Source organism: Lysobacter sp. ISL-50, from assembly GCF_018612875.1.
Taxonomy (GTDB): Bacteria; Pseudomonadota; Gammaproteobacteria; order Xanthomonadales; family Xanthomonadaceae; genus Lysobacter.
Window position 1 is genome coordinate 150286 of the sequence record NZ_JAGGRI010000004.1, and the last position, 22899, is coordinate 173184.

Annotated in this window: 21 protein-coding genes and 2 pseudogenes; 15 read left to right on the forward strand and 8 right to left on the reverse strand. The window is 67.7% G+C overall.

Going from position 1 to position 22899, the window contains the following annotated elements; translation table 11 throughout:
- Positions 1 to 28: 28 nt before the first annotated feature.
- The 6 genes from J7J50_RS03155 (at position 29) to J7J50_RS03180 (ending at position 6659) form a co-directional block, all read left to right on the forward strand.
- Positions 29 to 1030, forward strand: coding sequence for an aldo/keto reductase (locus J7J50_RS03155; protein ID WP_215055208.1), 1002 nt, complete (start codon positions 29 to 31; stop codon positions 1028 to 1030).
- Positions 1031 to 1372: 342 nt separating this feature from the next.
- The gene (locus J7J50_RS03160; RefSeq protein ID WP_215055206.1) at positions 1373 to 2698 is read left to right on the forward strand and encodes an amidohydrolase; all 1326 of its coding nucleotides are present in this window, start codon (positions 1373 to 1375) and stop codon (positions 2696 to 2698) included.
- 459 nt (positions 2699 to 3157) lie between these two features.
- Positions 3158 to 4492, forward strand: coding sequence for a M20 family metallopeptidase (locus tag J7J50_RS03165; RefSeq protein WP_215055204.1), 1335 nt, complete (start codon positions 3158 to 3160; stop codon positions 4490 to 4492).
- A gap of 325 nt (positions 4493 to 4817) precedes the next feature.
- The gene (gene queF / locus J7J50_RS03170; RefSeq protein ID WP_215055202.1) at positions 4818 to 5630 is read left to right on the forward strand and encodes an NADPH-dependent 7-cyano-7-deazaguanine reductase QueF; all 813 of its coding nucleotides are present in this window, start codon (positions 4818 to 4820) and stop codon (positions 5628 to 5630) included.
- A 157-nt stretch (positions 5631 to 5787) separates the two neighbouring features.
- The gene (locus tag J7J50_RS03175; RefSeq protein WP_215055200.1) at positions 5788 to 6096 is read left to right on the forward strand and encodes a LysM peptidoglycan-binding domain-containing protein; all 309 of its coding nucleotides are present in this window, start codon (positions 5788 to 5790) and stop codon (positions 6094 to 6096) included.
- A 50-nt stretch (positions 6097 to 6146) separates the two neighbouring features.
- Complete coding sequence (locus J7J50_RS03180) at positions 6147 to 6659, forward strand: hypothetical protein (RefSeq protein WP_215055198.1); 513 nt, start codon at positions 6147 to 6149, stop codon at positions 6657 to 6659.
- A 287-nt stretch (positions 6660 to 6946) separates the two neighbouring features.
- On the opposite strand, the pseudogene J7J50_RS03185 reads toward J7J50_RS03180, so the two are convergent.
- Positions 6947 to 7344: pseudogene (locus J7J50_RS03185) on the reverse strand (YchJ family metal-binding protein).
- 71 nt (positions 7345 to 7415) lie between these two features.
- On the opposite strand from J7J50_RS03185, the gene J7J50_RS03190 reads away from it, so the two are divergent.
- From J7J50_RS03190 to icd, 3 genes are all read left to right on the forward strand, one after another.
- Positions 7416 to 8123: a UPF0149 family protein gene (locus J7J50_RS03190; RefSeq protein WP_215055196.1), complete on the forward strand. Its 708-nt coding sequence runs from the start codon at positions 7416 to 7418 to the stop codon at positions 8121 to 8123.
- 153 nt (positions 8124 to 8276) lie between these two features.
- Complete coding sequence (locus J7J50_RS03195; protein WP_215055194.1) at positions 8277 to 8714, forward strand: YkgJ family cysteine cluster protein; 438 nt, start codon at positions 8277 to 8279, stop codon at positions 8712 to 8714.
- Positions 8715 to 9070: 356 nt separating this feature from the next.
- A complete protein-coding gene (gene icd, locus J7J50_RS03200) occupies positions 9071 to 10399 on the forward strand; it encodes an isocitrate dehydrogenase (NADP(+)) (RefSeq protein ID WP_215055192.1) in 1329 nt (442 codons plus the stop codon).
- Positions 10400 to 10498: 99 nt separating this feature from the next.
- Here icd and J7J50_RS03205 read toward each other — a convergent pair whose 3' ends face one another.
- Positions 10499 to 10798, reverse strand: coding sequence for a hypothetical protein (locus J7J50_RS03205; protein WP_215055190.1), 300 nt, complete (start codon positions 10796 to 10798; stop codon positions 10499 to 10501).
- Positions 10799 to 10890: 92 nt separating this feature from the next.
- Positions 10891 to 11904 carry a DUF4344 domain-containing metallopeptidase gene (locus J7J50_RS03210; protein ID WP_215055188.1) on the reverse strand — a complete coding sequence of 338 codons (1014 nt, stop codon included), beginning with the start codon at positions 11902 to 11904 and terminating at the stop codon, positions 10891 to 10893.
- A gap of 269 nt (positions 11905 to 12173) precedes the next feature.
- Between J7J50_RS03210 and aceK the strand changes: the two genes are divergently transcribed.
- Positions 12174 to 13904: a bifunctional isocitrate dehydrogenase kinase/phosphatase gene (gene aceK / locus J7J50_RS03215; protein ID WP_215055186.1), complete on the forward strand. Its 1731-nt coding sequence runs from the start codon at positions 12174 to 12176 to the stop codon at positions 13902 to 13904.
- A 368-nt stretch (positions 13905 to 14272) separates the two neighbouring features.
- On the opposite strand, the gene J7J50_RS03220 is transcribed toward aceK, so the two are convergent.
- Positions 14273 to 14524 carry a hypothetical protein gene (locus J7J50_RS03220; RefSeq protein WP_215055183.1) on the reverse strand — a complete coding sequence of 84 codons (252 nt, stop codon included), beginning with the start codon at positions 14522 to 14524 and terminating at the stop codon, positions 14273 to 14275.
- 187 nt (positions 14525 to 14711) lie between these two features.
- On the opposite strand from J7J50_RS03220, the gene J7J50_RS03225 reads away from it, so the two are divergent.
- The 3 genes from J7J50_RS03225 (at position 14712) to J7J50_RS03235 (ending at position 17405) form a co-directional block, all read left to right on the forward strand.
- Positions 14712 to 15701 (forward strand): LysR substrate-binding domain-containing protein, encoded by a 990-nt coding sequence (locus tag J7J50_RS03225; RefSeq protein ID WP_215055181.1) that lies wholly within the window; start codon positions 14712 to 14714, stop codon positions 15699 to 15701.
- Positions 15702 to 15792: 91 nt separating this feature from the next.
- Positions 15793 to 16731, forward strand: coding sequence for a methyltransferase (locus tag J7J50_RS03230; protein WP_251044461.1), 939 nt, complete (start codon positions 15793 to 15795; stop codon positions 16729 to 16731).
- 140 nt (positions 16732 to 16871) lie between these two features.
- A complete protein-coding gene (locus tag J7J50_RS03235) occupies positions 16872 to 17405 on the forward strand; it encodes a pseudouridine synthase (RefSeq protein WP_215055179.1) in 534 nt (177 codons plus the stop codon).
- A 40-nt stretch (positions 17406 to 17445) separates the two neighbouring features.
- Here the strand turns inward: J7J50_RS03235 and J7J50_RS03240 are convergent, their stop codons facing one another.
- Positions 17446 to 17604: a hypothetical protein gene (locus J7J50_RS03240; RefSeq protein ID WP_215097455.1), complete on the reverse strand. Its 159-nt coding sequence runs from the start codon at positions 17602 to 17604 to the stop codon at positions 17446 to 17448.
- 156 nt (positions 17605 to 17760) lie between these two features.
- On the opposite strand from J7J50_RS03240, the gene J7J50_RS03245 reads away from it, so the two are divergent.
- Positions 17761 to 19524 (forward strand): hypothetical protein, encoded by a 1764-nt coding sequence (locus J7J50_RS03245; protein ID WP_215055177.1) that lies wholly within the window; start codon positions 17761 to 17763, stop codon positions 19522 to 19524.
- Positions 19525 to 19587: 63 nt separating this feature from the next.
- On the opposite strand, the gene J7J50_RS03250 is transcribed toward J7J50_RS03245, so the two are convergent.
- Together J7J50_RS03250 and J7J50_RS03255 are read right to left on the reverse strand one after the other, a co-directional pair.
- Positions 19588 to 20565, reverse strand: a complete 978-nt coding sequence (locus J7J50_RS03250) for a DMT family transporter (protein WP_215055175.1) — start codon at positions 20563 to 20565, stop codon at positions 19588 to 19590.
- 106 nt (positions 20566 to 20671) lie between these two features.
- Positions 20672 to 20840 (reverse strand): annotated as a pseudogene (locus J7J50_RS03255) (aldo/keto reductase); the annotation flags it as partial.
- A 290-nt stretch (positions 20841 to 21130) separates the two neighbouring features.
- On the opposite strand from J7J50_RS03255, the gene J7J50_RS03260 reads away from it, so the two are divergent.
- On the forward strand, positions 21131 to 22231 hold the full coding sequence (locus tag J7J50_RS03260; RefSeq protein ID WP_215055173.1) for a hybrid sensor histidine kinase/response regulator: 1101 nt from the start codon (positions 21131 to 21133) through the stop codon (positions 22229 to 22231).
- 235 nt (positions 22232 to 22466) lie between these two features.
- Here J7J50_RS03260 and J7J50_RS03265 read toward each other — a convergent pair whose 3' ends face one another.
- Complete coding sequence (locus tag J7J50_RS03265) at positions 22467 to 22832, reverse strand: hypothetical protein (protein ID WP_215055171.1); 366 nt, start codon at positions 22830 to 22832, stop codon at positions 22467 to 22469.
- Between the last annotated feature and the right edge of the window lie 67 nt (positions 22833 to 22899).

A 22899-nucleotide genomic window follows, 5' to 3' on the forward strand; every position in this document is an offset into this window, starting at 1 on the left:
GCACTGCCTTCCGATCAGGAGACCCACCATGAGCACTCTTCCGACCCGCCGCCTCGGCCGCAACGGCCCCGCCGTCTCCGCCCTGGGCCTGGGCTGCATGGGCATGAGCTTCGCCTACGGCGCCGCGGACGAAACCGAATCGCTGGCGACCCTGGACCGCGCGCTGGAACTGGGCGTGAGCTTCCTCGACACCGCGGACATCTATGGCCCGTACAGCAACGAGGATTTGCTCGGCCGCGCCCTCAAAGGCCGCCGCGAGCGAGTGTTCCTGGCGACCAAGTTCGGCATCGTCTTCGATCCGGCCAACCCGGGCGCGCGCGGCGTCAACGGCCGTCCCGAGTACGTGCGCAGTTCGATCGAAGGCAGCCTGAAGCGCCTGGGCACCGACCACGTCGATTTGTACTACCAGCACCGCGTGGACGCCTCGGTGCCGATCGAAGAGACCGTCGGCGCGATGGCCGAACTGGTCCGCCAGGGCAAGGTGCGTTACCTGGGCCTGTCGGAGCCGTCGGCGCAGACCCTGGAGCGCGCGCACGCCGTGCATCCGATCACCGCGGTGCAAAGCGAGTATTCGCTGTGGACGCGCGATCCCGAGCACAACGGCGTATTCGAAGTCTGCGAGCGCCTGGGGATCGGCTTCGTTCCCTACAGCCCGCTGGGCCGCGGCTTCCTGACTGGCAACATCACCAGCGCCAGCGAACTGCAGAGCGACGATTTCCGCCTGAGCACGCCGCGCTTCCAGGGCGACAACTTCGCGAAGAACCTGGCGCTGGCCGAGCAGGTCAAGCGCATCGCCGCCGACCAGGGCTGCACGCCGGCGCAGCTGGCGCTGGCCTGGGTGCTGGCGCAGGGCGAGCATCTGGTGCCGATCCCGGGCACCAAGCGGCGCAAGTATCTGGAAGACAACCTCGGCGCGCTGACGGTGTCGTTATCGGCGGCGGAACAGGCGCAGCTGGACACGCTGTTCGCTCCGGACGCTATCGCCGGCGACCGTTACACCGCAGTGGGCATGGCGTTGATCGGACGCTGATCGCCGCTCGGCGGGCCGGAGCGCAAGCGCTCCGGCCCGTTGTTTTTTTGCACCGCCAAAAATTCAGAACAAGCGCGTCAGATCGCCCCCTTTGAAAAAGGGGGCGGCGCCCGGCGCCATCACGAAGTCGAACCGACGCGGACAGCGCGGGGGATTTGCTTTTGCTTGCGGTGAAGCGAAAAGCGAATCCCCCCTGCCCCCCTTTTTCAAAGGGGGGAACGGCAACAGCGGTAGCTGTGAGCGTGCAGGGGATGTGTTGCATGCGCTCATGCCTTGTGGAGATATCGCCCCACGCCGATACGTCTTAGCATCGACTGCCTTGTTCACCGCACGGAGTCCGTGATGCCCCGGTTCGATCGTCTGCCGCTCCCGCTGTCCGTGCTGGCCCTGTGTCTGGCCGCCGCGTTGCCCGTGGCCGCGTCGGCGCAAGCCGCCGATCCGGCCGGCACCGCCCAGGCCGCGCAACAGGTGCAGGCGCAGGTCGTGGCCTGGCGCCGCGACATTCACCAGCATCCCGAACTGGGCCAGCACGAAGTGCGCACGGCCAAGCTGATCGCCGATCAGTTGCGCAAACTCGGCCTGCAGCCGCGCACCGGCATCGCCCACACCGGCGTGACCGCGGTGCTCAAGGGCGGCAAGCCGGGGCCGAGGATCGCCATCCGCGCCGACATGGACGCGCTGCCGGTGACCGAACCGGCCGGGCTGGCGTTCGCGTCCAAGGTCAGCGCCGACTATCGCGGCCAGCCGGTCGGCGTCATGCACGCCTGCGGCCACGATGCCCACGTGGCGATCCTGCTCGGCGTGGCGACGGCGCTGGCGGCGCAGAAGGATCAGCTGCCGGGCGAGGTGATGTTCGTGTTCCAGCCGGCCGAGGAAGGCCCGCCGACGGCGGGCGAGCCGTTCGGCGCCAAGCTGATGCTCGACGAGGGCGTGTTCAAGGATTTCAAACCCGAAGCCGTGTTCGGCCTGCACGTATGGGCCGGCCTGAACGTCGGCCAGGTCGGTTATCGCAGCGGGCCGATGCTGGCCAGCGCCGACGAATGGAGCCTGACCGTGCGCGGCAAGCAGACCCACGGTTCGCGGCCGTGGGACGGCGTGGACCCGATCACCGTCGGCGCGCAGATCCTGCTCGCCAGCCAGAGCCTGATCGCGCGCCAGGTCAACATCGCCGCGACGCCGGTGGTGCTGACCGCCGGCCAGTTCAACAGCGGCGTGCGTTTCAACATCATTCCCGACGAAGCCCGGCTGGTCGGCACCCTGCGCACCTTCGACGCCGGCGTGCGCGAGGACGTGATCGCGCGCCTGCGCCGCACCGCCGACGACTACGCGCACGCGGCCGGCGCCACCGCCGAGTTGCAGGTGGTCAACAACGCGCCGGCCACCGTCAACGACCCGGCGCTGACCCGGCGCGTGCTGCCCTCGCTGCAGCGCGCGGCCGGCGAGAGCAATGTCGCCGAGTCCGGACTGGTGACGGTGGCCGAGGACTTCTCGCAGTTCGCCAACACCGTGCCGGGCTTCTATTTCTTCGTCGGCTCCACCGCGAAGGGAACCGACGCGGCGAAGGCGCCGATCAACCATTCGCCGAACTTCATGCTCGACGAAGGCGCGCTGGAAGTCGGCACCCGGAGCATGCTGCAGGTCGCGCTGGATTACCTGCACGGGCCTTGAGGCAGGGACGAAACCGCGTTGTGGCGCGATGCATTCATCGCGGACGGCGCGGTGGGCGATGTGAATTCTTCGCCCGCCACCATTGCATTCGCGCTGTTGCGGCTGAGGTTGCGGCTGCCGGCGAGGTTGGTTGGACGTGTGCCGACATTCTCTCCCGCCGTCATTCCCGAGAACGCAGGAATGACGGTCTGGAAAGGTGGCGCTGAAGTCTCTGGATTCCCGCCTTCGCGGGAATGACGACCTGGAAAGATGGCGCTGAAGTCTCTGGATTCCCGCCTTCGCGGGAATGACGGCGTTCAGGCGGCGCGGGAAAAGGTGGGACGGCAAATCGTGCAGGCGCAAGCGGGCGTGTCGCGTGTCCGCGCCCCGGCCGCGAGCCCCCAAAGCCGACCAACGTCGCGCATCCCCATCCCGCCCCCATCGGCTAGCATCGGACCTTTCCCGCCCGGAGTCCCGTCGATGAAGCGTCCGCTGTCCGTCGCGTTGCGTTGCGCCCTGAGTTTCAGCGTCCTCGCCGCCCTGCCGCTGGCCGCCGCCGCGCAATCGGGCGAACGCCCCGAGGTCGCCTCGGCCGCGGCCAAGGTCAAGGCCGACGTGGTCACCTGGCGCCGCGACTTCCACGAGCATCCGGAGCTGTCCAACCGCGAGGAACGCACCTCGGCCAAGGTCGTCGAGCATCTGCGCAAGCTCGGCCTGAAGCCGCGCACCGGCATCGCCCGCCACGGCGTGGTCGCGATCATCGAAGGCGGCAAGCCCGGCCCGAAGATCGCCCTGCGCGCCGACATGGATGCGCTGCCGGTGACCGAGCAGGTCGATCTGCCGTTCGCGTCCAAGGCCACCGCGACCTTTCGCGGCGAAACCGTCGGCGTCATGCACGCCTGCGGCCACGACGCCCACACCAGCATCCTGCTCGGCATCGCCGACGCGCTGGTGGCGATGAAGAAGGACCTGCCGGGCCAGGTCATGCTGGTGTTCCAGCCGGCCGAGGAAGGCGCGCCGGCCAACGAGGAAGGCGGCGCCTCGCTGATGCTCAAGGACGGGCTGTTCAAGGACTACAAGCCCGAGGCCATGTTCGGCCTGCACGTGTTCTCGACCCTGCCGGCCGGCCAGCTCGGCGTGCGCCAGGGGCCGCTGATGGCGGCGTCGGATCGTTTCAGCATCAAGATCAAGGGCCGCCAGACCCACGGCTCGGCGCCGTGGGCCGGCGTGGACCCGATCGTCGCCGCGGCCGACGTGATCGGCAGCGCGCAGACCATCGTCAGCCGCCGCACCAACATCGCCAAGCTGCCGGCGGTGGTGACCTTCGGCGCGATCAAGGGCGGCATCCGCTACAACATCATTCCCGACGAAGTGGAGATGGTCGGCACCATCCGCACCTTCGACGAAGGCATGCGCCAGGCGATCTTCAAGGACCTCAAGAACGTCGCCGAGCACGTCAGCCTCGCCCACGGCGCCCACGCCGAAAGCCAGGTGCCCGATCAGGACGGCAACCCGGTCACCTACAACGATCCGGCGCTGACCGCGCGCATGCTGCCCAGCCTCAAGGCCGTGGCCGGCGACAAGAACGTAATCGAGATGCCGCTGGTGATGGGCGCGGAGGATTTCTCCTACTACGCCAAGGAAGTGCCGGCGATGTTCTTCTTCGTCGGCGCGACCGAGCCGGGCGTGGATCCGTCCACGGCGCCCAGCAATCATTCGCCGAAGTTCAAGCTCGATGAGAGCTCGCTGGATGTGGGGCTGCGGGCGATGCTGCAGGTGACGTTGGATTATTTGAATGGGTCCAAAGCAGGTTGAGAGGGCCTGGCGTTCTCGAACACCGGCGAACACGAATCTTTGCCCCCTTTGGAAAAGGGGGCGAGCGCCCGGCGAAACCGGCTCAGCTGGACTTGGATCGGAGCGCGGGGGATTTGCTCTTGGCGGTGACACGCTGCGATCGGAACGCAAAAGCAAATCCCCCCTAGCCCCCCTTTTTCAAAGGGGGGAACTGTTCGACAGCGGCGGGGAAATCGCCGGCGGACACGAATCTTTGCCCGGCGGAACCAGCTCAGCTGGGTTTAGATCGGAGCGCGGGGGATTTGCTCTTGCCGATCCCCCCACCCGAAGCAGCTAAAATCGCCCCATGACCACGCATGACCTCCCCCTCGGCCGCCACGTCGATTACCCGCGCGAGTACGACGCCTCGCTGCTGTTCCCGATCGCCCGCTCGCTCGGCCGCGCTCACATCGGCCTGAGCGACGACGCCCTGCCGTTCACCGGTTTCGACCGCTGGAACGCTTACGAACTGAGCTGGCTCGATGCCCGCGGCAAGCCGCGCGCGGCCACCGCGACGGTGACGGTGCCGGCCGGGTCGCCGCACTTGATCGAGTCCAAGTCGCTCAAGCTCTACCTCAACTCGTTCAACTCGACCCGCTTCGACAGCGACGAAATCGTGCGCGCGACCATCGCCGCCGACCTGTCCGCGGCCGCCGGCGCCCCGGTCGAGGTCGCTTTCGGCCTGCCGTCCATCGGAAATAACGACGGCGCCGAGTCGATCGACGAGCTCGACGTGGCCATCGACGACTACGGCCCGCCCAACGCCGGCCACCTGCGCGCCGACCCCGGCGCGATCGTCGAAGAGACCCTGACCAGCGCCCTGCTCAAGTCCAACTGCCCGGTCACCGGCCAGCCCGACTGGGCCCGCGTGATCGTCGCCTACCGCGGCCCGCGCCTGGATCGCGCCGCGCTGCTGCGCTATCTCATCTCGTTCCGCGATCACGCCGAATTCCACGAACAATGCGTCGAACGCATCCATTCCGACCTGCAACGCCACGCCCGGCCGCAATGGCTGTCGGTGGAAGCGCGCTACACCCGGCGCGGCGGTCTGGACATCAATCCGTGGCGCGGCAGCCACGGCCTGGCGCCGCCGCCGGCGGGTCGCGACGAACGGCAGTAATCGCGCTCGCACAGGCCCTGCACACGGCTTGTGCCAGGGAGCGGTTCACGGAATTCGCTCATTCAGTTTCGTCATGAAAGTTCACGCGGGCGCTATGTCTTTTTAACAAGCGCCATGTCATGTTCCGTTCCGCCACTTCGGCAGGAGCCCTCAACCCATGACTACCCCGGACAAGAAAGCCGATTTTTCCGATGTGCAAGGCGGAGCGTCGAGCACGGACGAGATCAAAGAGAAAGCCGATTTCAGCGACGTGCAAGGCGGCGTGAGCTCGACCGACGAAATTACCGGCGGTGGCGAGCAGACCTACACGGTCGAGAAGGGCGACACGCTTTCGCATATCGCCAAGCAGTTCTACGGCAAGTCGAGCAAGTGGAACGCGATCTTCGAAGCCAATCGCGACCAGCTCGACGACCCCGACAAGATCCAGCCCGGCCAGGTTCTCAAGATTCCCGCCGCCAGCGACTGATCGCGCGTGCGTTTCAACATCACCTACTTCGTCTTTTCAGGAGATCCACCATGCTGATCCGCAATCGCACGCATTACGCCGTCGCTGCCGCCCTGGTCGCCGCGCTGGCGCTGGCCGGCTGCAAGAAGAAGGAAGAGCCGGCTCCCACGCCGCCGCCCGCCGCCGAAACCCCGGCTCCGGCGCCCGCCCCGGCCGAGCCCGCTCCGATGCCCGCCGCGACCGCAAGCGTCGCCAGCGTGGACCTGGGCAGCGCGATCGGCGCCGACAAGAAGGTCTCCGCGGCCGCCGCCTCGTTCAAGCCGAAGGACACGATCTACGCCTCGGTCTCCACCAGCACCTCCGATCCGGCCGCAACCGTTCCGACCAAGCTCGGCGCCAAGTGGACCTTCCAGGACGGCCAGACCGTTCACGAAGACCCGGCCGCCGACGTGCAGGCCACCAACGGCGGCGTGACCGAGTTCCACATCAACAGCCCGAAGGGTTTCCCGGAAGGCAAGTACAAGGTCGAAATCACTCAGGACGGCAACGTCGTCCAGACGAAGGAATTCGACGTCAAGAAGTAAGGCTCTCTCCGCCACTATGGGCGGGCAAGCCCAGGGCGCGGCTACATGCCGCGCCCTTTTTTTGTCTGCGTTTCGGGCGCCGCAACGTCGCTCAATACCCAAGCACATCCCGAACCCCCAAGGCAGTTCCCCCCTTTGGAAAAGGGGGGCAGGGGGGATTCAGCTTTTGCTTCGCCGCAAAGCAAATCCCCCGCGCTCCGCTTTACCCCGCGAAACGAAACCTGCGCCGGGCGCTCGCCCCCTTTTTCAAAGGGGGCATAGTTCGCGCGCCGCCGTCCCCGACCACGTCACTCCCCCGACGGAAACTCTCCGTCCACATACAGCCATCGCCCCTCGACCCGCTCGAACCGGCTGACCTCATGCAAACGCACCGCCGAACCGCCGCCGACGCGGTAGCGCGCGACGAACTCGACCACCGCGGCATCGCCCTGAGGCCGTGCGCCCTCACCTGCAACCCCAGCCAACGCACCGCCGGGTCGAAATCCAACTGCGCCGGGCAGGTCCGCGGATGCCAGCTGGCCCGCAGATAGTCCGCATCGCCCAGGACATAGGCGCTGTAGCGCGAGCGCATCAGGGCCTCGGCCGACTCCGCCGCCGCCCCGCCATGCAGCCGCCCGCAACAGGCGGCATAGCGGCGCGACGGGTCGCAGGGACAGGCGGCGGGCGGATCGGTTCGGGCGCTCATGACGGTATTTTCAGCGCAGACACGCCGCTGCGACTACCATGCGCGTCCCCACCCGCTGCCCGAGTCCCGCCATGAAAGCGCCCGCCTACCTCGACGACGAGCAGATCGAACGCCTGGCCGACCTGCTCGACCAACGCGCCGTGCCGTACAAGGGCTTCAACCTGGAAGCGCTGGACGGCTACCTGTCGGCCCTGGCGGTCGGCCCGCAGCAGCCCGCGCCCGAGCAATGGCAGCCGCCGGTCTGGGGCGGCAAGGAGCCGCGCTGGAACGACGAAGCCGAAGCCGCGCAGGTGCAGGCGCTGCTGCTGGGTCACTGGAACATGGTCAGCGCGCGCGTGCGCTACGGCGACGACGACCTGCCCGACCACCTCGCGCCGCTGCTGTGGCTGCCGGAAGAACCCGACAACGAACAGCCCGACGAACTCGACGTCGGCCGCGACTGGGCCTTCGGCTTCTTCCGCGGCGTGGAGTTGAACGAAGCGGCCTGGGACAAGTGGCTGGACGACAACGACTGGATCGACGAAATCTTCGGCCTGTTCGACCGCCTCGCCAGCGGCGAAGTGCTGGCCGAAGACCCGACCGCGCCGGCCACGCCGATCGGCTATCGCGAGCGCCTGGAAATCGTCGCCAGCCTGCCCGGGATGCTGGCCGACCTGCACCACCATCGCATCGAAGCGCTGACTCCGCGCGAACCGCTGCGCCGCGCCGACACGCCCGATCGCAACGAGCCGTGCCCCTGCGGCAGCGGCAAGAAGTACAAGAAGTGCCACGGCGCCTGAGCGCACTGGCGGGCCGCAACATCGGTCGAGTAGGGTTCGCGCACGTTTCGGCCTGCTCGCGATGTTCATAAGCGCGATCGCGGTGGTCAAATACCTGCGACAAAGCTGACCGCCGCCGCATCGACGGACACCACGACTTCGGTCCATCGCGCCATGCCCACCCCTCATCCCTGCCTGAGCTGCGGCGCCTGCTGCGCCCACTTCCGCGTCGCCTTCCACTGGAGCGAAACCGACGCCTGCGAAGGCGGGATCACGCCGAGCGCGCTGACCGAAACCCTCGACCCGCACCGCGTGGTCATGCGCGGCACCTACGGCGGCCAGAGCGTGCGCTGCGAGCAACTGCGCGGCGACATCGGCGTGGACGCGCATTGCGGCGTCTACGCGCTGCGGCCGTCTCCGTGCCATGCGCTCAAGCCGGCGTGGGAAGACGGAACCGCGAGTCCGCAGTGCGACAAGGCGCGGGCGGCGCATGGGATGGCGCCGTTGACGCCGGCTGTCTGGAACTCGCTGAGCGGCGACGCGGGCACTGCCGTTGAGATCGCCGCGGCCGCGCGCTTGCCGGACCGGATGCACGATCAGGAAAGTACCTGAAGCCATAGCCAGCGCAGCGTCGATCCGAATGCTTCTTCGCCTTCGCGGTGAGCGGTTACCGCCGCTGCCGGTACTCAACGCATTGATCGCGGCGGCGCCTGCACGAGACGCATCGCGTCGTCGCGGTTGATCGCCGCGGGTGGTTCCACTCCAACGCACGTATCTGCGCTCGGCTCGATGGCTTTCGGCGCGGAACTCATCATTCCACCGCGCCGCCCAGCCTCATACCGCCCGGGTCTTTGCCTCGCCCCGTCCGAACCGCGACAATGGCGGGCCGGGTCGCAGCGCCATCGCGTCCCGCAAGGACCCTGCTCCGCCCCGTGCGCCCGCGCCCGGAGGCCCCACTGGAGATCGTAATGACCGAGTTCGTAGCGACGCCGCCCGCAGGCGGCGCCAAGATCACCAAGACCCCGACCGGCCTGAACGTGCCGGATCGCCCGATCATCCCGTTCATCGAAGGCGACGGCACTGGCCCGGACATCTGGCGCGCTTCGGTGCGCGTGCTCGACGCCGCGGTCGCCAAGGCCTACGGCGGCGCCAAGAAGATCGAGTGGCTCGAGGTCTATGCCGGCGAGAAAGCCAACAACACCTACGGCACCTGGCTGCCGGACGGCACCGTCCAAGCGTGCCGCGATTACCTCGTCAGCATCAAGGGCCCGCTGACCACGCCGGTCGGCGGCGGCATCCGCTCGCTCAACGTGGCGCTGCGCCAGATGCTGGACCTGTACGTCTGCCTGCGCCCGGTGCGCTGGTTCGAGGGCGTGCCCTCGCCGGTCAAGAAGCCGGGCGACGTGGACATGGTGATCTTCCGCGAGAACACCGAGGACATCTACGCCGGCATCGAATGGGCCGGCGGCAGCGCCGACTCGAAGAAGGTGCTGGACTTCCTGCAAAAGGAATTCCCGCAGGCGTTCGACAAGATCCGCTTCGGCACCCAGGCCAAGATCGACGCCTGGCAGGACGCGCTGGTCGAAGTCGGCGCGCCGCGCCGCGAGCTGGGCGTCGAGGTCGGCATCGGCATCAAGCCGGTTTCCTTCCTGGGCACCACGCGCCTGGTGCACGCGGCCATCGAATACGCGATCGAGAACAAGCGTAAGTCGGTGACCCTGGTGCACAAGGGCAACATCATGAAGTACACCGAAGGCGGCTTCCGCGACTGGGGTTACCAGGTCGCGCGCGAAGCCTTCGGCGCGGTCGAGCTCGACGGCGGCCCGTGGCACGTGATTCCGGAAGGCAAGCCGGGCGCGGGCCTGATCATCAAGGACGCCATCGCCGACGCCTTCCTGCAGCAGATCCTGCTGCGCCCGAAGGAATACGACGTCTCGGCGACCTTGAACCTCAACGGCGACTACCTGTCCGACGCGCTCGCCGCGCAGGTCGGCGGCATCGGCATCGCGCCGGGCGCGAACATCAACTACGTGACCGGCCACGCCGTGTTCGAGGCGACCCACGGCACCGCGCCGAAGTACGCCGATCTGGACAAGGTCAACCCGGGTTCGGTGATCCTGTCGGGCGAGATGATGCTGCGTTACCTGGGCTGGACCGAAGCGGCCGATGCGATCATCGCCGCGATGGACAAGGCCATCGCCAGCAAGCGCGTGACTTACGATTTCGCCCGTCTGATGGACGGCGCGACCGAGGTCAAGTGCTCGGAGTTCGCCGACGAGATCATCAAGCACCTGTAACCGGGCGCTGGACGATCGAGACAAAACAAAGGGCGCTTCGGCGCCCTTTGTTTTTTGCGGCGATGCGGCGCCGTCACGACCCGATCGACACCGCCCCGGTCACATGGTGCGTTTGCACTGATCGAATTCGGCCTGCAAGGTCGATTTGAAAATGTCGTCGCTGCCGGATTCCATTTCGGCATTGAGCCGGTTCATATCGTGCTTGGCCGAAGCGGCGCTGGCGAAGCAGGGGCAGAAAGACGCGATCTGCCGAGCGCTGAGGTTCGTCCGGTTTTGCAGGCGCCGCTCGCAGGCGCGCAGGAACGCGGCCTTGGCGTCCTGCGCGGACGGCGGCGGCGGCTGGGAACACGCGGTGAGCGCAAGCGCCGCGGCCGCGAATACGATCGAGCGATAGTTCATTCTCTACTCCAAGGTGCGGGGGCCGCGGCGTCCGGATTCAGACCGCGGCGGCGCGAAGCTTACGTCACCGATGCAGTCCGGCGAAGCATCGCTCAGCGCGCATCGGCCGCGTTCCGATTCTGCGCCTGCTTGCGTTCGATCTCCTCGATCCTGGCCTGCTCTTCCTCCGCGCTCATGCGGTGCCTGGGCGCGATGTGCGGCTCGATCAGGCGCATCCAGTTGCGGGTGATCCGCCGGCTTTCTTGCGCGCACCGCAGCGCGCGCGCCGCGGGCAGGCGGCCGCTGGCGACGATGCTCGGGTACTTGCCCGGGTCGCTGCCGTAGACCATGCACTGCAGGTTGAAGAAACGCTGCGCGCCGACCGAATGCTCGTCGGCGTAACGGGCCATGTCGTGCTGGCCGTCGTCGGTGATCAGGAAGAAATTCGACGCCAGCTGCAGCTTCCGCGCGATGTCGCCCCGCGATTCGTCGGTGCTGACGAACGACAGCATCAGCGTGGTCGCCAGCTGGTCCACCGCGTCTTCCTCGCGTCCGGTCGTGGGCAGGTCGAGCAGATCGACCAGGGCGTGGCCGGTTTCGTGCAGCAGCAGGAAGCGCAGGTTCGCCAGCAGGTAATCGAGCTGGTCGCGGGCGCTGCCGCCGTTGGCCTGGGCGATCGCCAGGCCCTGGCGCACCAGCAGTTCCAGCATTTCGTAGCACAGGACGATATCGCCCTTGTCGCGGTCGTAGAAGATGTTGACCGTGTCGCATTGCGCGGCGACGTAGTTGACCGGACGCGGCAGCATCAGCCAACCGTCGAGCTGATCGATCTCGGGCAGTTGCCGCAGCACGTCGATCTTGCGCGCCATGTCGTACATCGCCAGCAGATCGGGATCGCGCGGCGGCTGGTAGCTGTAGGTGAAGTGAGTGCCGTCGGCTGGTTCGAACGGCATCGTCGCCGCGACCGGGGCGATCACGGGGTCCGCTTTGGCGAGATCGACCGGCTTGGGCTGCGCCACGACAGCCGTGGGCGGCGCCTGGGTTCGTTGCCAGATCGTGTAGCCCCAGATCGAACAGACCGAGATCAGGGCCGCGGCCAGAATGCCGATGAGGATCTTCTGCAGCATGGAATGGCTCTGGTCTGGACTGACGCGGGACAGCGGCCCCGGCTGCGAGCGCAAAGACACGCGCGACGACTGGCCTCGGCGATGCGGTCCGGGCCATGGCGGCCGGATATGTCCCCATCGGGCCGTTCCTGTCGGCGCGGGTTGCGTCCTTGCACCTTCGGCCGGATGGTAACGCGATAGTCGCGCGCGCGGCATCGTTTTGGCGCATCGCCACTGCGCGACCGCTTGCACCCGCTGGACGCCCCACGCCGCCGCCGTACACTGCGGCCATGTCCGCCGACTCCGCCGCCCTCGCCGAAGCCGTTGCCGTCGCCGGCCAGATCCGCGACGCCTTCGCCGATTACCACGCCCGCTTCGCCGCGATCACCCGCCGCGCGCAAGGCCGCTTCGAGCGCTGCGACTGGAACGGCGCGCGCGACGACGCGGTCGAACGCATCGAGCTGTACGACCGTTGCATCGCCGAAGCCAGCGCCGCGCTGGAAGCGCGGCTGGGCGAGCAGGCGCGCGATCGCGCGTTCTGGTCGCAGGTGCATACGGCCTATGCGCAGGCGGTCGCGCCCTTGCTCGACGGCGAGCTGTACAAGACCTTCTTCAACACGCTTACGCGGCGTTTCTTCAAGACCCGCGGCGTCGATCCGGCGATGGAATTCGTCGCGCTCGACATCGAGCCGACCGATGCGATCACCCATCCGGTCGCGCGCCACAGCTATGCGGTGTCGGAAGATCGCCTGGTCGAAACCTTCATGCGGGTGCTCGACGACTATCCGTTCGCGGTGCCGTACGCGCACCGCACCCGCTGCGCGGCGGGAATCGCGGTGCGGCTGCAGGAGGACTTGCAGCATTGGGGGCCGCATCCGGTGCGCGCGGTGGAATTGCTCAACACCGTGTTCTATCGCGAGCAGCGCGCGTATCTGATCGGCCGCGTGTTCGGCGAACGCGCGTTCTCGCCGTGCGTGATCGCCCTGGTCAACGAGGGCGGCGCGCTCAAGGTCGATGCGGTGCTGACCTTGCGCAGCGAAGTCGTGCAGTTGTTCAGTTACTCGCGCAGTTATTTCCATGCCGACCTGGGCACGGTCGGCGATGCGGTGGTGTTCCTGCGCACGCTGCTGCCGGGCAAGCCGATCGACGAGCTCTACACCGTGCTCGGCCGCGCCAAGCAGGGCAAGACCGAGCGCTACCGCACCTTCTTCCGCCAGTTCGCCGCCCAGCCCGGCGAGCGTCTGGTGCGCGCCGACGGCGAACGCGGCATGGTCATGGCGGTGTTCACGCTGCCCAGTTACGCGCTGGTGTTCAAGATCATCCGCGATCGTTTCGCTTATCCGAAGGAAGTCGCGCGCGAGGAGGTCGAGGCCAAGTACTCGCTGGTGTTCCATCACGATCGCGTCGGCCGGCTGGTGGATGCGCAGCCGTTCCGGTTCCTGCGTTTTCCGCGCTCGCGATTCGAACCGGATCTGCTCGATGAGTTGCTGAGTACCTGCGCGGGCAGCATCAGTCAGGACGGCGACGATTTGGTATTGCACCTGTGCTATGTCGAGCGGCGTCTGCGGCCGTTGAATCTGTATGTGCGCGAACAGCCGGCCGAGGCGGCGCGCGCGACGGTGATCGATTACGGTCAGGCGATCCGCGATCTGGCGTTGAGCAATATTTTTCCGGGCGATTTGCTGTTGAAGAACTTCGGCGTGTCGCGGCACGGGCGCGCGATCTTCTACGACTACGACGAGCTGTGTCTGGTCACCGACTGCCGCTTCCGCGCGGTGCCGGCGCCGCGCAATCACGAGGAAGAGATGGAATCGGGCGCGTGGTTCTACGCTCACGGCAACGACGTGTTCCCGGAGCAGTTCCCGCGTTTTCTGGGTTTGTCGCCGCCGTTGCTGGGCGCGTTGATGCACGCGCACGGCGACATCTTCCGCATGGAGTGGTGGCAGCAGGTGCAGGCGGGGCTGGCGAGCGGGCAGCGCAACGATGTGGCGCCGTATCCGTCGCAGCGGCGGTTGCCTTGAGGGATGGGCGCTGGGCGCGGCGGGCACGAGTTGGCGTGGGTCGTGTTCGGGATGCTTCGCTTTTTTCGCTCGTCATTCCCGCGAACGCGGGCTCCGCTTTACTTCGGCGGAGCCGAATATCCAGGGCCTTTCGTGCGAGAACGCTTGAAGTCACTGGATTCCCGCCTTCGCGGGAATGACGGGCTGGAAGGATGGCGCTGAAGTCACTGGATTCCCGCCTTCGGGAATGACGGCCTGGAAGGATGGCGCTGAAGGCTCTGGATTCCCGCATTCGCGGGAATGACGGCCTGGAAAGATGGCGCTGAAGTTTCTGGATTCCCGCATTCGCGGGAATGACGGCCTGGAGGGATCACACCAAAGCCGAACCCTCAAACACACCCACGCGCATCGCAATCCACTTCCACCTTCGCCGTCTCGCGCGGCCACAGCTGCAACCAGGTACGCCAGCCGCTGGCGCGAGGGCGCGAGGCTTGAGCGCGGCTGGAAACGGCGCCGGCCGCGACACGCGCCGGAATCTGCGCCGGGGTCCGCGCAACGGCCGGGGCGGCGGTTTCGTCGTCGGCCTCGCGCGGATCGACGAAATGGCCGTGCAGGAACATCAGATTCTTGTAGATATTCATGGCCTCATCTCCTTGCGAATCGGGCCGGGCCACGCAGAGGGGCGGGGCTGGCCTATTGAGTGATTCGCAAGTTACGCTCGCCAGAATCGGCAAAAAAGCGACACGTTTGCAAGCCAGGGTTGAATCAGGTTAAACACTGCTGTCGATCCGACTCCGTCCCGGTAGCCGCCGTCTTGGACCCTTCGCGATGAACCGACCGCCGCTGCACGCCCTGCTGGGTTTCGCCACCGCCGCGCGCACCAGCAACCTGACCCGCGCCGCCGAGCAGATGCACCTGACCGTCAGCGCGCTCAGCCACCAGATCCGCACCCTGGAAGAACGCCTGGGCCGGCGCCTGTTCGAACGCGGGCCGCGCGGGGTCAGCCTGACCGCCGACGGCGAGCGCCTGCTGTCGGTGGTCGCCCCGCACCTGGACGCGCTCGACCACGCCCTGCGCCCGTACAGCCCGCGCCGCGACGACGTGCTGACCCTGAGCCTGATGGCGTCGATGGCCTCGTCCTGGCTGGTGCCGCGGCTGGGCAGCTTCGTCGCCCTGTATCCGCAGTTGGAACTCAACCTGTTCTCCAGCGCGGCGCTGGTCGATTTCGATCGCGAGCCCGGCATCGACGCGGCCATGCGCGGCGGCTACGGCCGCTGGCCCGGGCTGGTGATCGAGCATCTGTTCGACGAAACCCTGGTGCCGGTCGCCAGCCCCGCCCTGGTCGAGCGCATGGGCGGGCTGCCGGCGCAGGACGACCTGCACCGCTGGCCCCTGCTCGGCGATCTGTCCACGTATTGGCAGGACTGGTTCGACCGCTACGGCGGCGGCAAGCGCCCGACCCGCTTCGTCGCCCACTTCGACGATTCCGAAACCATGCACCGCGCCGCGGTCGAAGGCCTGGGCGTGGCGCTGGGGCGGTTGGCGCGCACCCGCCTGCTGATCCGCAGCGGCCAGCTGGTGCCGCTGAGCCAGGGTCGGCTGAAGATCGACTGGGGCCATTACCTGGTCTATCCGCAGCGCTCGGTCGATCACGGCGGACTGGAATCCTTCCGCACCTGGCTGCACCAGCAGGCGCGCGCCTACATCGACCAGATGGAATCGGACCTGGCCACACGCGAAGTCGCCGTCACCGACGACGGCGCCTGCGGCCTGCCCGATGCGCCCGCCGTCGCCAAGCCGCGGCGTAAGCGGCGCTGAATGCACCGCGACCGGCACAGCCACGGCACCCCCCAAACTGAACGCTTGCGGTAGGCTGACGGCCTCCCCGAATGCCTCCGGAGTTCGTTGCATGGAACGACAACGTCTTGCCCGACTGCTGCTCGCCGCGCTGCTGCCCAGCCTGGCCGTGACCGCCTACGCACAGGAAAAACCCGAACCCGCCGACGCCGCCAAGCCGGCCGCCGAAGCCGTCAAGCCCGCGGCCAAATCCGCCAAAAGCGCCAAGGGCAAGGCCGCGCCCGCCGCGCGCGAAGCCGCCGGTTCCAGCGCGCTCAAGACCGTCATCGCCGGCAGCTGGCGCGACCCGAAGAACGTCGCCCGCGACGGCTATCGCCATCCGCTGGAAACGCTGACCTTCTTCGGCTTGCGTCCGGACCAGACCGTGGTCGAGATCACGCCGGGCGGCGGCTGGTACTCGGAAATCCTCGCCCCGTATCTGGCCGACAAGGGCCGCTACGTCGCCGCGGTGGTCGATCCCGACACCCAGACCCAGGACGGCTCGCGCAAGTACTACGCCAAGGCCAAGACCTCGCTGGAACAGAAGTTCGCCGCCTCGCCGGCGCAGTACGGCAAGGTCGCCGTCGCCGCCTACGACACGTACAAGCCGGCGTTCGGCACGGCCGACTCGGCCGACCTGGTGCTGACCTTCCGCAACGTGCACAACTGGCGTTCGGCCGGACAGGCCGAGGTGATGTTCAAGGGCTTCTTTGACGTGCTCAAGCCCGGCGGCGTGCTCGGCGTGGTCGAGCATCGCGCCAAGACCGACGTGCCGGCCGACGACAAGTCCGGTTATGTGGGCACCGCGCAGGTGATCGCGCTGGCCGAAGCGGCCGGCTTCAAGCTCGACGGCAAGAGCGAGATCAACGCCAACCCGCGCGACAGCAAGGACTACCCGAACGGGGTATGGACCTTGCCGCCGGTCAACAAGCACGACGCGGCCGACGACGCCAAGTACCAGGCCATCGGCGAAAGCGACCGCATGACCCTGCGCTTCCGCAAGCCGCGTTGATGCGATGAATTCCGCGAAGCGCCGGGCACGCCCGGCGCTTCGTGGTCGCCGCGGCCGCGTGCGAAGCGCCGAAGCCTTCGCACCTGGGTCGCCACGCATGACGCCGGCCCCGCCTCACCCGCATCCGCTGTCGAGCGCACATGCTGATCGCCTTGAACAAGCCCTACGGCGTGCTGTCGCAGTTCACCGATCGCAGCGTGCCGCCGAAGCCGACCCTGGCCGGCTTCGGCCTGCCGAAGAACGTCTACGCCGCCGGCCGCCTGGACCACGACAGCGAAGGCCTGCTGCTGCTGACCGACGACGGCGATCTCGCCCATCGGCTCACCGATCCGAAGCACAAGCAACCCAAGACCTATTGGGTGCAGGTCGAAGGCGAGCCGCGGGACGACCAGTTGCAGGCGCTGCGTCGCGGCGTCGAGCTCAACGACGGCCCGACCCTGCCCGCGCAGGCCGAGCGCATCGACCCGCCGGCGCTGTGGCCGCGCGACCCGCCGGTGCGCTTTCGCAAGACCGTGCCCGACGCCTGGCTGGCGATCACCATCGGCGAAGGCCGCAACCGTCAGGTCCGGCGCATGACCGCGGCGGTCGGACTGCCGACCCTGCGCCTGGTGCGCGCGGCGATCGGGCCGTACCGGCTGGACGATCTGCAACCGGGACAATGGCGGCCGCTTTGATCCGGCCGCGGCGCGCACGCCGGCCCGTTTCGTCGTCGGCTCACGCCATCGCCGGACGCACCGCGCCGGACGGATTGATGCACGGCTGAAACACGCCGGCACCCGCCCGCAACGCGGCATTCGCGCCGTGCTCGACGACGCCCGCGATCGCGGCTAAATCGAGTTGCGCCGGCCTGCACGCACCATCTGCGACGCCCATCGCAGGAGCGCCGCCAATCGCCGCCGTCTTTGAGAAATCGTCCCGGTTTGATCCCGTACTCGCGCTGGCGGCCACCGCGCGCGGGCTCTAGCGTCGTCGGTTAGCTACGCGCCTGGCGCTACGCCACCGCGGTCTGCTCATCGGAGGAGCCCGACCATGTCCACCCTGCGTTCGCTTTCCCTCGGCATCAGCGCTGTCCTCAGTGTCGGCGCCGCCTATCTGCTGTTCCCCGCCACCGCCGACAGCGCCACCGTGCGCGCCGCCGCCGAAGAGCCATCCGACTTCGAGCGCATTCCGCCGGTGGTCGAAGACATCCACATCACCGCCACCGGCCAGGACCCGGACGCCAACGCCCTGCTGCAGCTGACCTACGCCAAGGGCCAGGACCTGCCGGCCGAGCTCAGCTTCAACGTCGGCGACAAGCCGGTGCTGCTCAAGCGCGACGACAAGGACCCGCAGCTGTACACGGCCACGATCGGGTTCGACTTCGACGGCTTCGTCAAGGAACAGGAGCAGCGGCAGAAACTGGCCGAGCAAAAGGCGACGGTGCCGCTGTTCGACGGCCGCGAATTCCTCGGCGAGGAGACCGTGCAGTTCCTGGAGCCGAACAAGCTGCGCGAGCAGATCGCCTCCCGCGTCGCCATCCGCATTCCCGGCGTGGTGCTGCCGTGGCCGTCGCTGGCGGTGCGCCCGGAGCGCTCGCTGATGGTCACCGATCCGCTGGTGGTCGAAGACCCGATCCGCACCTTCGACGCCTGCACCAACACCGGCAACCCGAACGGCGCGTGGACCTTCAACCGGCTCATGACCAACATGGCCAACCAGCCGCTCACCGGCGTGGACCCGTCCGATTTCGTCGAGAACTGGATGCGCACCTGGGGCACCTCGACCACCATCAACACCTTCCCGGTGCCGGCGCGCTCGCCGGTGATCACGCAAGTGCTCAACACCTGGCCGCGCCTGTCCACCGGCAAGCTCGACCTGACCCGTTCGCCGATGCGCCTACTGGCGATCGTCAACCGCGTCGATCTGCGCACCAACACCGCCTACGGCGGCGGCAGTGCCGGCGAAGGCCGCTTCGTGTTCGGCGTGATCCGCCGCAGCAGCACCGGCACCTGCACCGTGCATCGCTTCACCGTGATCCTGGAATACGGGGTGCCGATCAGCACCTGCCCGGCGGTGCGCAGCTACGCCCAGCAATGGGGCAACCTCGGCACCCTGGTGCTGGGCTCACCGACCTACAACGCTTCGCTGCAGGCCATCACCGACCAGTTCACCAACGCCAACGCCGCGCCGAACAAACCCAACCGCAGCGCGATCAACCAGATCCGCACCAACGAGTTCCTGCAGAACCCGTGGGAACTGCGCGAGTTCAACATCGTGCGCGGCAACACCCAGTTGTCGATCGTGCCGGCCAAGCAGACCCCGCATCACACCCACAACAACACCGCGCTGCTGGCCAACTACATCAACACCAATCAGGCGCAGATCCTGGCCGGAACCTACAGCGTGCCGCTGAGCTATCTGGGCACGCCGTTCCTGACCGGATCGGTGCTCAATCCCAGCCCGCAGCAGGTGTGGCGCGCGCCGGGCATCGTCAACAACAACGCCCGCAACAAGTTCTCGCTCAACACCTGCGACGCCTGCCACGGCCGCGAAACCCTGACCACCAGTTTCCTGCACGTGGCGCCGCGCGCGTCCGGCGCGCAGGCGGCGTTGTCGCGGTTCCTGCTCGGCAACGGCACGCTGGCGGCCCCGACCACCTTCACCATGGCCGATCCGATCGTCGCCGCCACCCCGCGCACCTACGGCGATCTGCTGCGCCGCCAGGGCGATCTGTCCACCTTGCAAAGCAGCCTGTGCCGGACCAGCGGCGTGTTCCAGGAAGCCAACTTCCAGCCGCTGCTGGCGACCGACTGAGCCGTACCGGTCCAGGGGGATCCGAGGGAGACGCCTGCGGGCGTCTCCCTTTTTTGTCGCGGACTATTTCGACGCCGGCGGCGGCAACGGCACCGAGTTCGCGCCCGGCCGGCTCAGCAACACCACGCCGCCCAGCACCACGGCGGTGCCGATCAATTGGATGAGGGTGATCTTTTCCCCGAGCACCCAGGCGCCCAGGAACACCAGCGACACCGGCCCGATCACCGAGAACTGCGCGGCGGTGCCGGCGCCCAGGCGCGCCACCGCGGCCATGGTGAAGGTGACCGGCAGGAACGTGCAGAACACCGCGTTGGCCGCGGCCAGCGCGTACACCTGCCAGGGCAGGCCGAACAGCGCGGCCGGATCGCGCGCGATCAGGTAATGGGTCATCACCGCCGCGGTGGAGACGATCATCGCGTAGGCGACCAGCTGCATCGTGCCCAGGCGCTTGATCAACTCGCCCGACATCGCCAGGTACAGCGCGTAGCTGATCGCCGCGCCCAGCACCAGCGCGCTGCCGAACAGGACGTGATCGCCCTGCACGCGCAGGTTCTCGACCATCACCAGCACCACGCCGGCGTAGCTCACCGCCAGCGCGATCCATTCCTTCCCCGCGACCTTGCGCTTGAACGCGAACAAGCCGATCAGCAGCACGATGGTCGGATTGAGGAACAGGATCAACCGCTCCAGCGACACCGGCACGTACTCCAGGCCCCAGAAGTCGAGCAGGCTCGACAGGTAATAGCCCAGCACGCCGAGGATCACGATCCAGCCCAGATCGCGCCGCGACGGCAGCGCCTTGCGGGCGCGGGCGCGATGGGTCTCGCGGATGCCGAGCGCGGCGAACAGCGGCAGCGAAAACGCCATGCGCAGGGCCAGCACCTGCAGCGAATCCACACCGTAGCGGTATTGCAGCTTGGCCAGGATGGCCTTGGCCGAAAACAGGATCGCGCCGGCCGCGGCCATCGCCATGCCGGCGCGGCGGGCGTTGGATGCGGTGGCGGAAGCGGGGGCGCAGGTCGCGGTGTTCGCGGTGTTCATGGCGATGGCAGGTTCGGGTAGGCACAGCCTAGGCGGTGCGGTGGCATGGATACAGCGTCAGTTGACGGCGTAATCGACCCGTACAGAACCCGCGCGCCGCCGGCCGGCGCCCGGCCAGGGTTTCCGGCGCGCCGCCCCGGTTGCCCGGTCCCCGGGGCCGAGTACACCTCGGCGGTATCGACCAGCGAAAACCCGGCCCCGGTGAAGGCATCGAGCAGGGCGAAGCGGGCGGCACTGCAGCCGAACCCGTTGCCTGCGCAGGTCAGCGACGCCATGTACTGGAAGGAACGACCGCGGGGACGCGGATTCATTGCGGTTTCCTTAATGCCGGGGCGGTCATGATGCGCCGCCGCAAAAGCGCCAGTCACACCGAAATTGCAACGTTGCCTTGCTGACTGCGGCAGGTCGTCACACAGGCGTGAACGATTCAGCTTTTTCGGAGACCGTCCCGCCTTTGCGTGAAGGTTTCTGTTAACTTTCCACACGATTTCCACGCGGTTCACGTATGCGAAATTGACGTGAAATTCGTAGCGATCCAGCGCCTCAACGGGGACCTACAGGACGTATGAGTACACCCGCGACATCCACCGGCCGCATCCTCGTCGTCGACGATCAGGCCGCAAATCTCCGCGTGGTGACCGCCCTATTGTCCCGCCAGGGCTACGAAGTGGTGTCCGCTTCGACCGGCGACGAGGCCCTGGAGCTGTACGCCGCCGCGCCGCCGGACCTGATCCTGCTCGACGTGATGATGCCGGGCATGGACGGCTTCGAAGTCATGGCCGCGCTGCGCGCCGGCTCGCCGCTGCGGGTGCCGGTGGTGTTCGTCACTGCGGCGCACGATCGCGACCTGTTGCTGCGCGCCTTCGACGCCGGCGTGGTCGATTACGTCACCAAGCCGTTCCTGCCGGAAGAACTGCTGGCGCGGGTCAACGCCCACGTCGGCCTGAAGCTGACCCGCGACCGCCTGGAGCGGGTCGCGCGCGAACGCGAGGAACTGGTCAACCTGGTCGCGCACGATCTGAAGAATCCGCTGACCAGCGTGCTGTTCGCCAGCGACCTGTTGATCAACAACGGCTGCAAGCCCGAGCGCATACCGCGCTACCTGCAGATGATCCACGAAAGCGCCGACGACGCGCTGGGCTACATCCGCCATTACCTGGAAAGCCAGGCCGGCACGCGCGAGCGCGCCGAGCAGACCGGCCGCGCCGATCTGGCCGAGACCCTGGTGTGGCTGGTGCGCCGCTACGAAATGCAGTTGGACGCGCGCGGCATCCGCGTGGAAGTGCAGCCGCCGGCCAACGGCGCGGCGCAGGTCGCGATGGACCCGCGCGTACTGCGCCAGGTCAGCGAGAACCTGGTCACCAACGCGATGAAGTACGCGCCCAATAGCGATCTGCTGCTGGCCGCGCGCAACAGCGCGCCGGGCTTCTGGCAGCTGATCGTCGCCGACCGCGGCCCGGGCATTCCGCTCGCGCGCCAACGCGAGCTGTTCAAGCCGTTCGTGCGCCTGCACGACGCCGACGCGGACGACGGCCTGTCCAACGGCCTGGGCCTGTCGCTGGCGAAGCAGATCGTGGTCAATGCCGGCGGCCAGCTGTGGTACGAGGAACGCAAGCAAGGCGGCTCGCGTTTCATCATCGAATTGCCGGAGGCGGCGCGCGAGTAAGGCCGCCGGGCGGTTTACCGGCGCAGCGTTCGCGCGGATCGATCGACATTCAAGCCGGCCTTGCGCCGGCTTTTTTGTTGGCCGCTTTGAGGCGCGGATGGTTCGCCGCGAGCCATCGTCCGCGTATCAAAACAAAGGCCGACGCATGCGTCGGCCTTCGTGTATGCGATCGCCGCGACGGCATGCGCCGGCGCGGTGCGCGGACGGTCCCGCCAAGGGCCCGTCCGGCGCCGGATCACTCCGTCGATTCGTCGCCGCCGGTGCGGCTGGCGCGGCGGCGGCGCGGTTCGGAATGCGCGGCGCGGCGCGCGTCGATGCGGCGCGCGCTGCCTTCGATCGCTTCGCCGCCTTCGGCCTGGATGCGGGCCTTGCGGCGCGCAGCCGCGTACCACAGCAGACCGGCACCGGCGACCGCGGCGACCGCGACCACCGGATTGCGGCGGATGAAACCGCCGGCGGTGCGCGCACCGGTCTTCAGCGCGCCGAACTTGGCGCCGGTTTCGAGCCATTGGCCGGCCTTGGGCGCGGCTTCCTTCAGATTGGCGCTGATCGCATGCATCAGTTCCAGCGCGCGGTCGGGCAGGGATTCGAACTTGCTCATCGTGTCGGTCCTGGACAGGAGAAACGACCCCCAGTGTCGGGGCGCTACCGTTGAAATTTTGTGAGCG

Excerpts from the sequence above, each read along its gene's own strand:
- icd (WP_215055192.1), top strand. The coding sequence starts at position 9,071 with ATGACCGAGTTCGTAGCGACGCCGCCCGCAGGCGGCGCCAAGATCACC.
- J7J50_RS03195 (WP_215055194.1), top strand. The coding sequence starts at position 8,277 with ATGCCCACCCCTCATCCCTGCCTGAGCTGCGGCGCCTGCTGCGCCCAC.
- J7J50_RS03245 (WP_215055177.1), top strand. The coding sequence starts at position 17,761 with ATGTCCACCCTGCGTTCGCTTTCCCTCGGCATCAGCGCTGTCCTCAGT.
- aceK (WP_215055186.1), top strand. The coding sequence starts at position 12,174 with ATGTCCGCCGACTCCGCCGCCCTCGCCGAAGCCGTTGCCGTCGCCGGC.
- J7J50_RS03235 (WP_215055179.1), top strand. The coding sequence starts at position 16,872 with ATGCTGATCGCCTTGAACAAGCCCTACGGCGTGCTGTCGCAGTTCACC.
- J7J50_RS03250 (WP_215055175.1), bottom strand. The coding sequence starts at position 20,565 with ATGAACACCGCGAACACCGCGACCTGCGCCCCCGCTTCCGCCACCGCA.
- J7J50_RS03165 (WP_215055204.1), top strand. The coding sequence starts at position 3,158 with ATGAAGCGTCCGCTGTCCGTCGCGTTGCGTTGCGCCCTGAGTTTCAGC.
- J7J50_RS03260 (WP_215055173.1), top strand. The coding sequence starts at position 21,131 with ATGAGTACACCCGCGACATCCACCGGCCGCATCCTCGTCGTCGACGAT.
- J7J50_RS03155 (WP_215055208.1), top strand. The coding sequence starts at position 29 with ATGAGCACTCTTCCGACCCGCCGCCTCGGCCGCAACGGCCCCGCCGTC.
- J7J50_RS03220 (WP_215055183.1), bottom strand. The coding sequence starts at position 14,524 with ATGAATATCTACAAGAATCTGATGTTCCTGCACGGCCATTTCGTCGAT.
- J7J50_RS03210 (WP_215055188.1), bottom strand. The coding sequence starts at position 11,904 with ATGCTGCAGAAGATCCTCATCGGCATTCTGGCCGCGGCCCTGATCTCG.
- J7J50_RS03160 (WP_215055206.1), top strand. The coding sequence starts at position 1,373 with ATGCCCCGGTTCGATCGTCTGCCGCTCCCGCTGTCCGTGCTGGCCCTG.
- J7J50_RS03175 (WP_215055200.1), top strand. The coding sequence starts at position 5,788 with ATGACTACCCCGGACAAGAAAGCCGATTTTTCCGATGTGCAAGGCGGA.
- J7J50_RS03180 (WP_215055198.1), top strand. The coding sequence starts at position 6,147 with ATGCTGATCCGCAATCGCACGCATTACGCCGTCGCTGCCGCCCTGGTC.
- queF (WP_215055202.1), top strand. The coding sequence starts at position 4,818 with ATGACCACGCATGACCTCCCCCTCGGCCGCCACGTCGATTACCCGCGC.
- J7J50_RS03240 (WP_215097455.1), bottom strand. The coding sequence starts at position 17,604 with ATGGGCGTCGCAGATGGTGCGTGCAGGCCGGCGCAACTCGATTTAGCC.
- J7J50_RS03225 (WP_215055181.1), top strand. The coding sequence starts at position 14,712 with ATGAACCGACCGCCGCTGCACGCCCTGCTGGGTTTCGCCACCGCCGCG.
- J7J50_RS03190 (WP_215055196.1), top strand. The coding sequence starts at position 7,416 with ATGAAAGCGCCCGCCTACCTCGACGACGAGCAGATCGAACGCCTGGCC.
- J7J50_RS03265 (WP_215055171.1), bottom strand. The coding sequence starts at position 22,832 with ATGAGCAAGTTCGAATCCCTGCCCGACCGCGCGCTGGAACTGATGCAT.
- J7J50_RS03230 (WP_251044461.1), top strand. The coding sequence starts at position 15,793 with ATGGAACGACAACGTCTTGCCCGACTGCTGCTCGCCGCGCTGCTGCCC.
- J7J50_RS03205 (WP_215055190.1), bottom strand. The coding sequence starts at position 10,798 with ATGAACTATCGCTCGATCGTATTCGCGGCCGCGGCGCTTGCGCTCACC.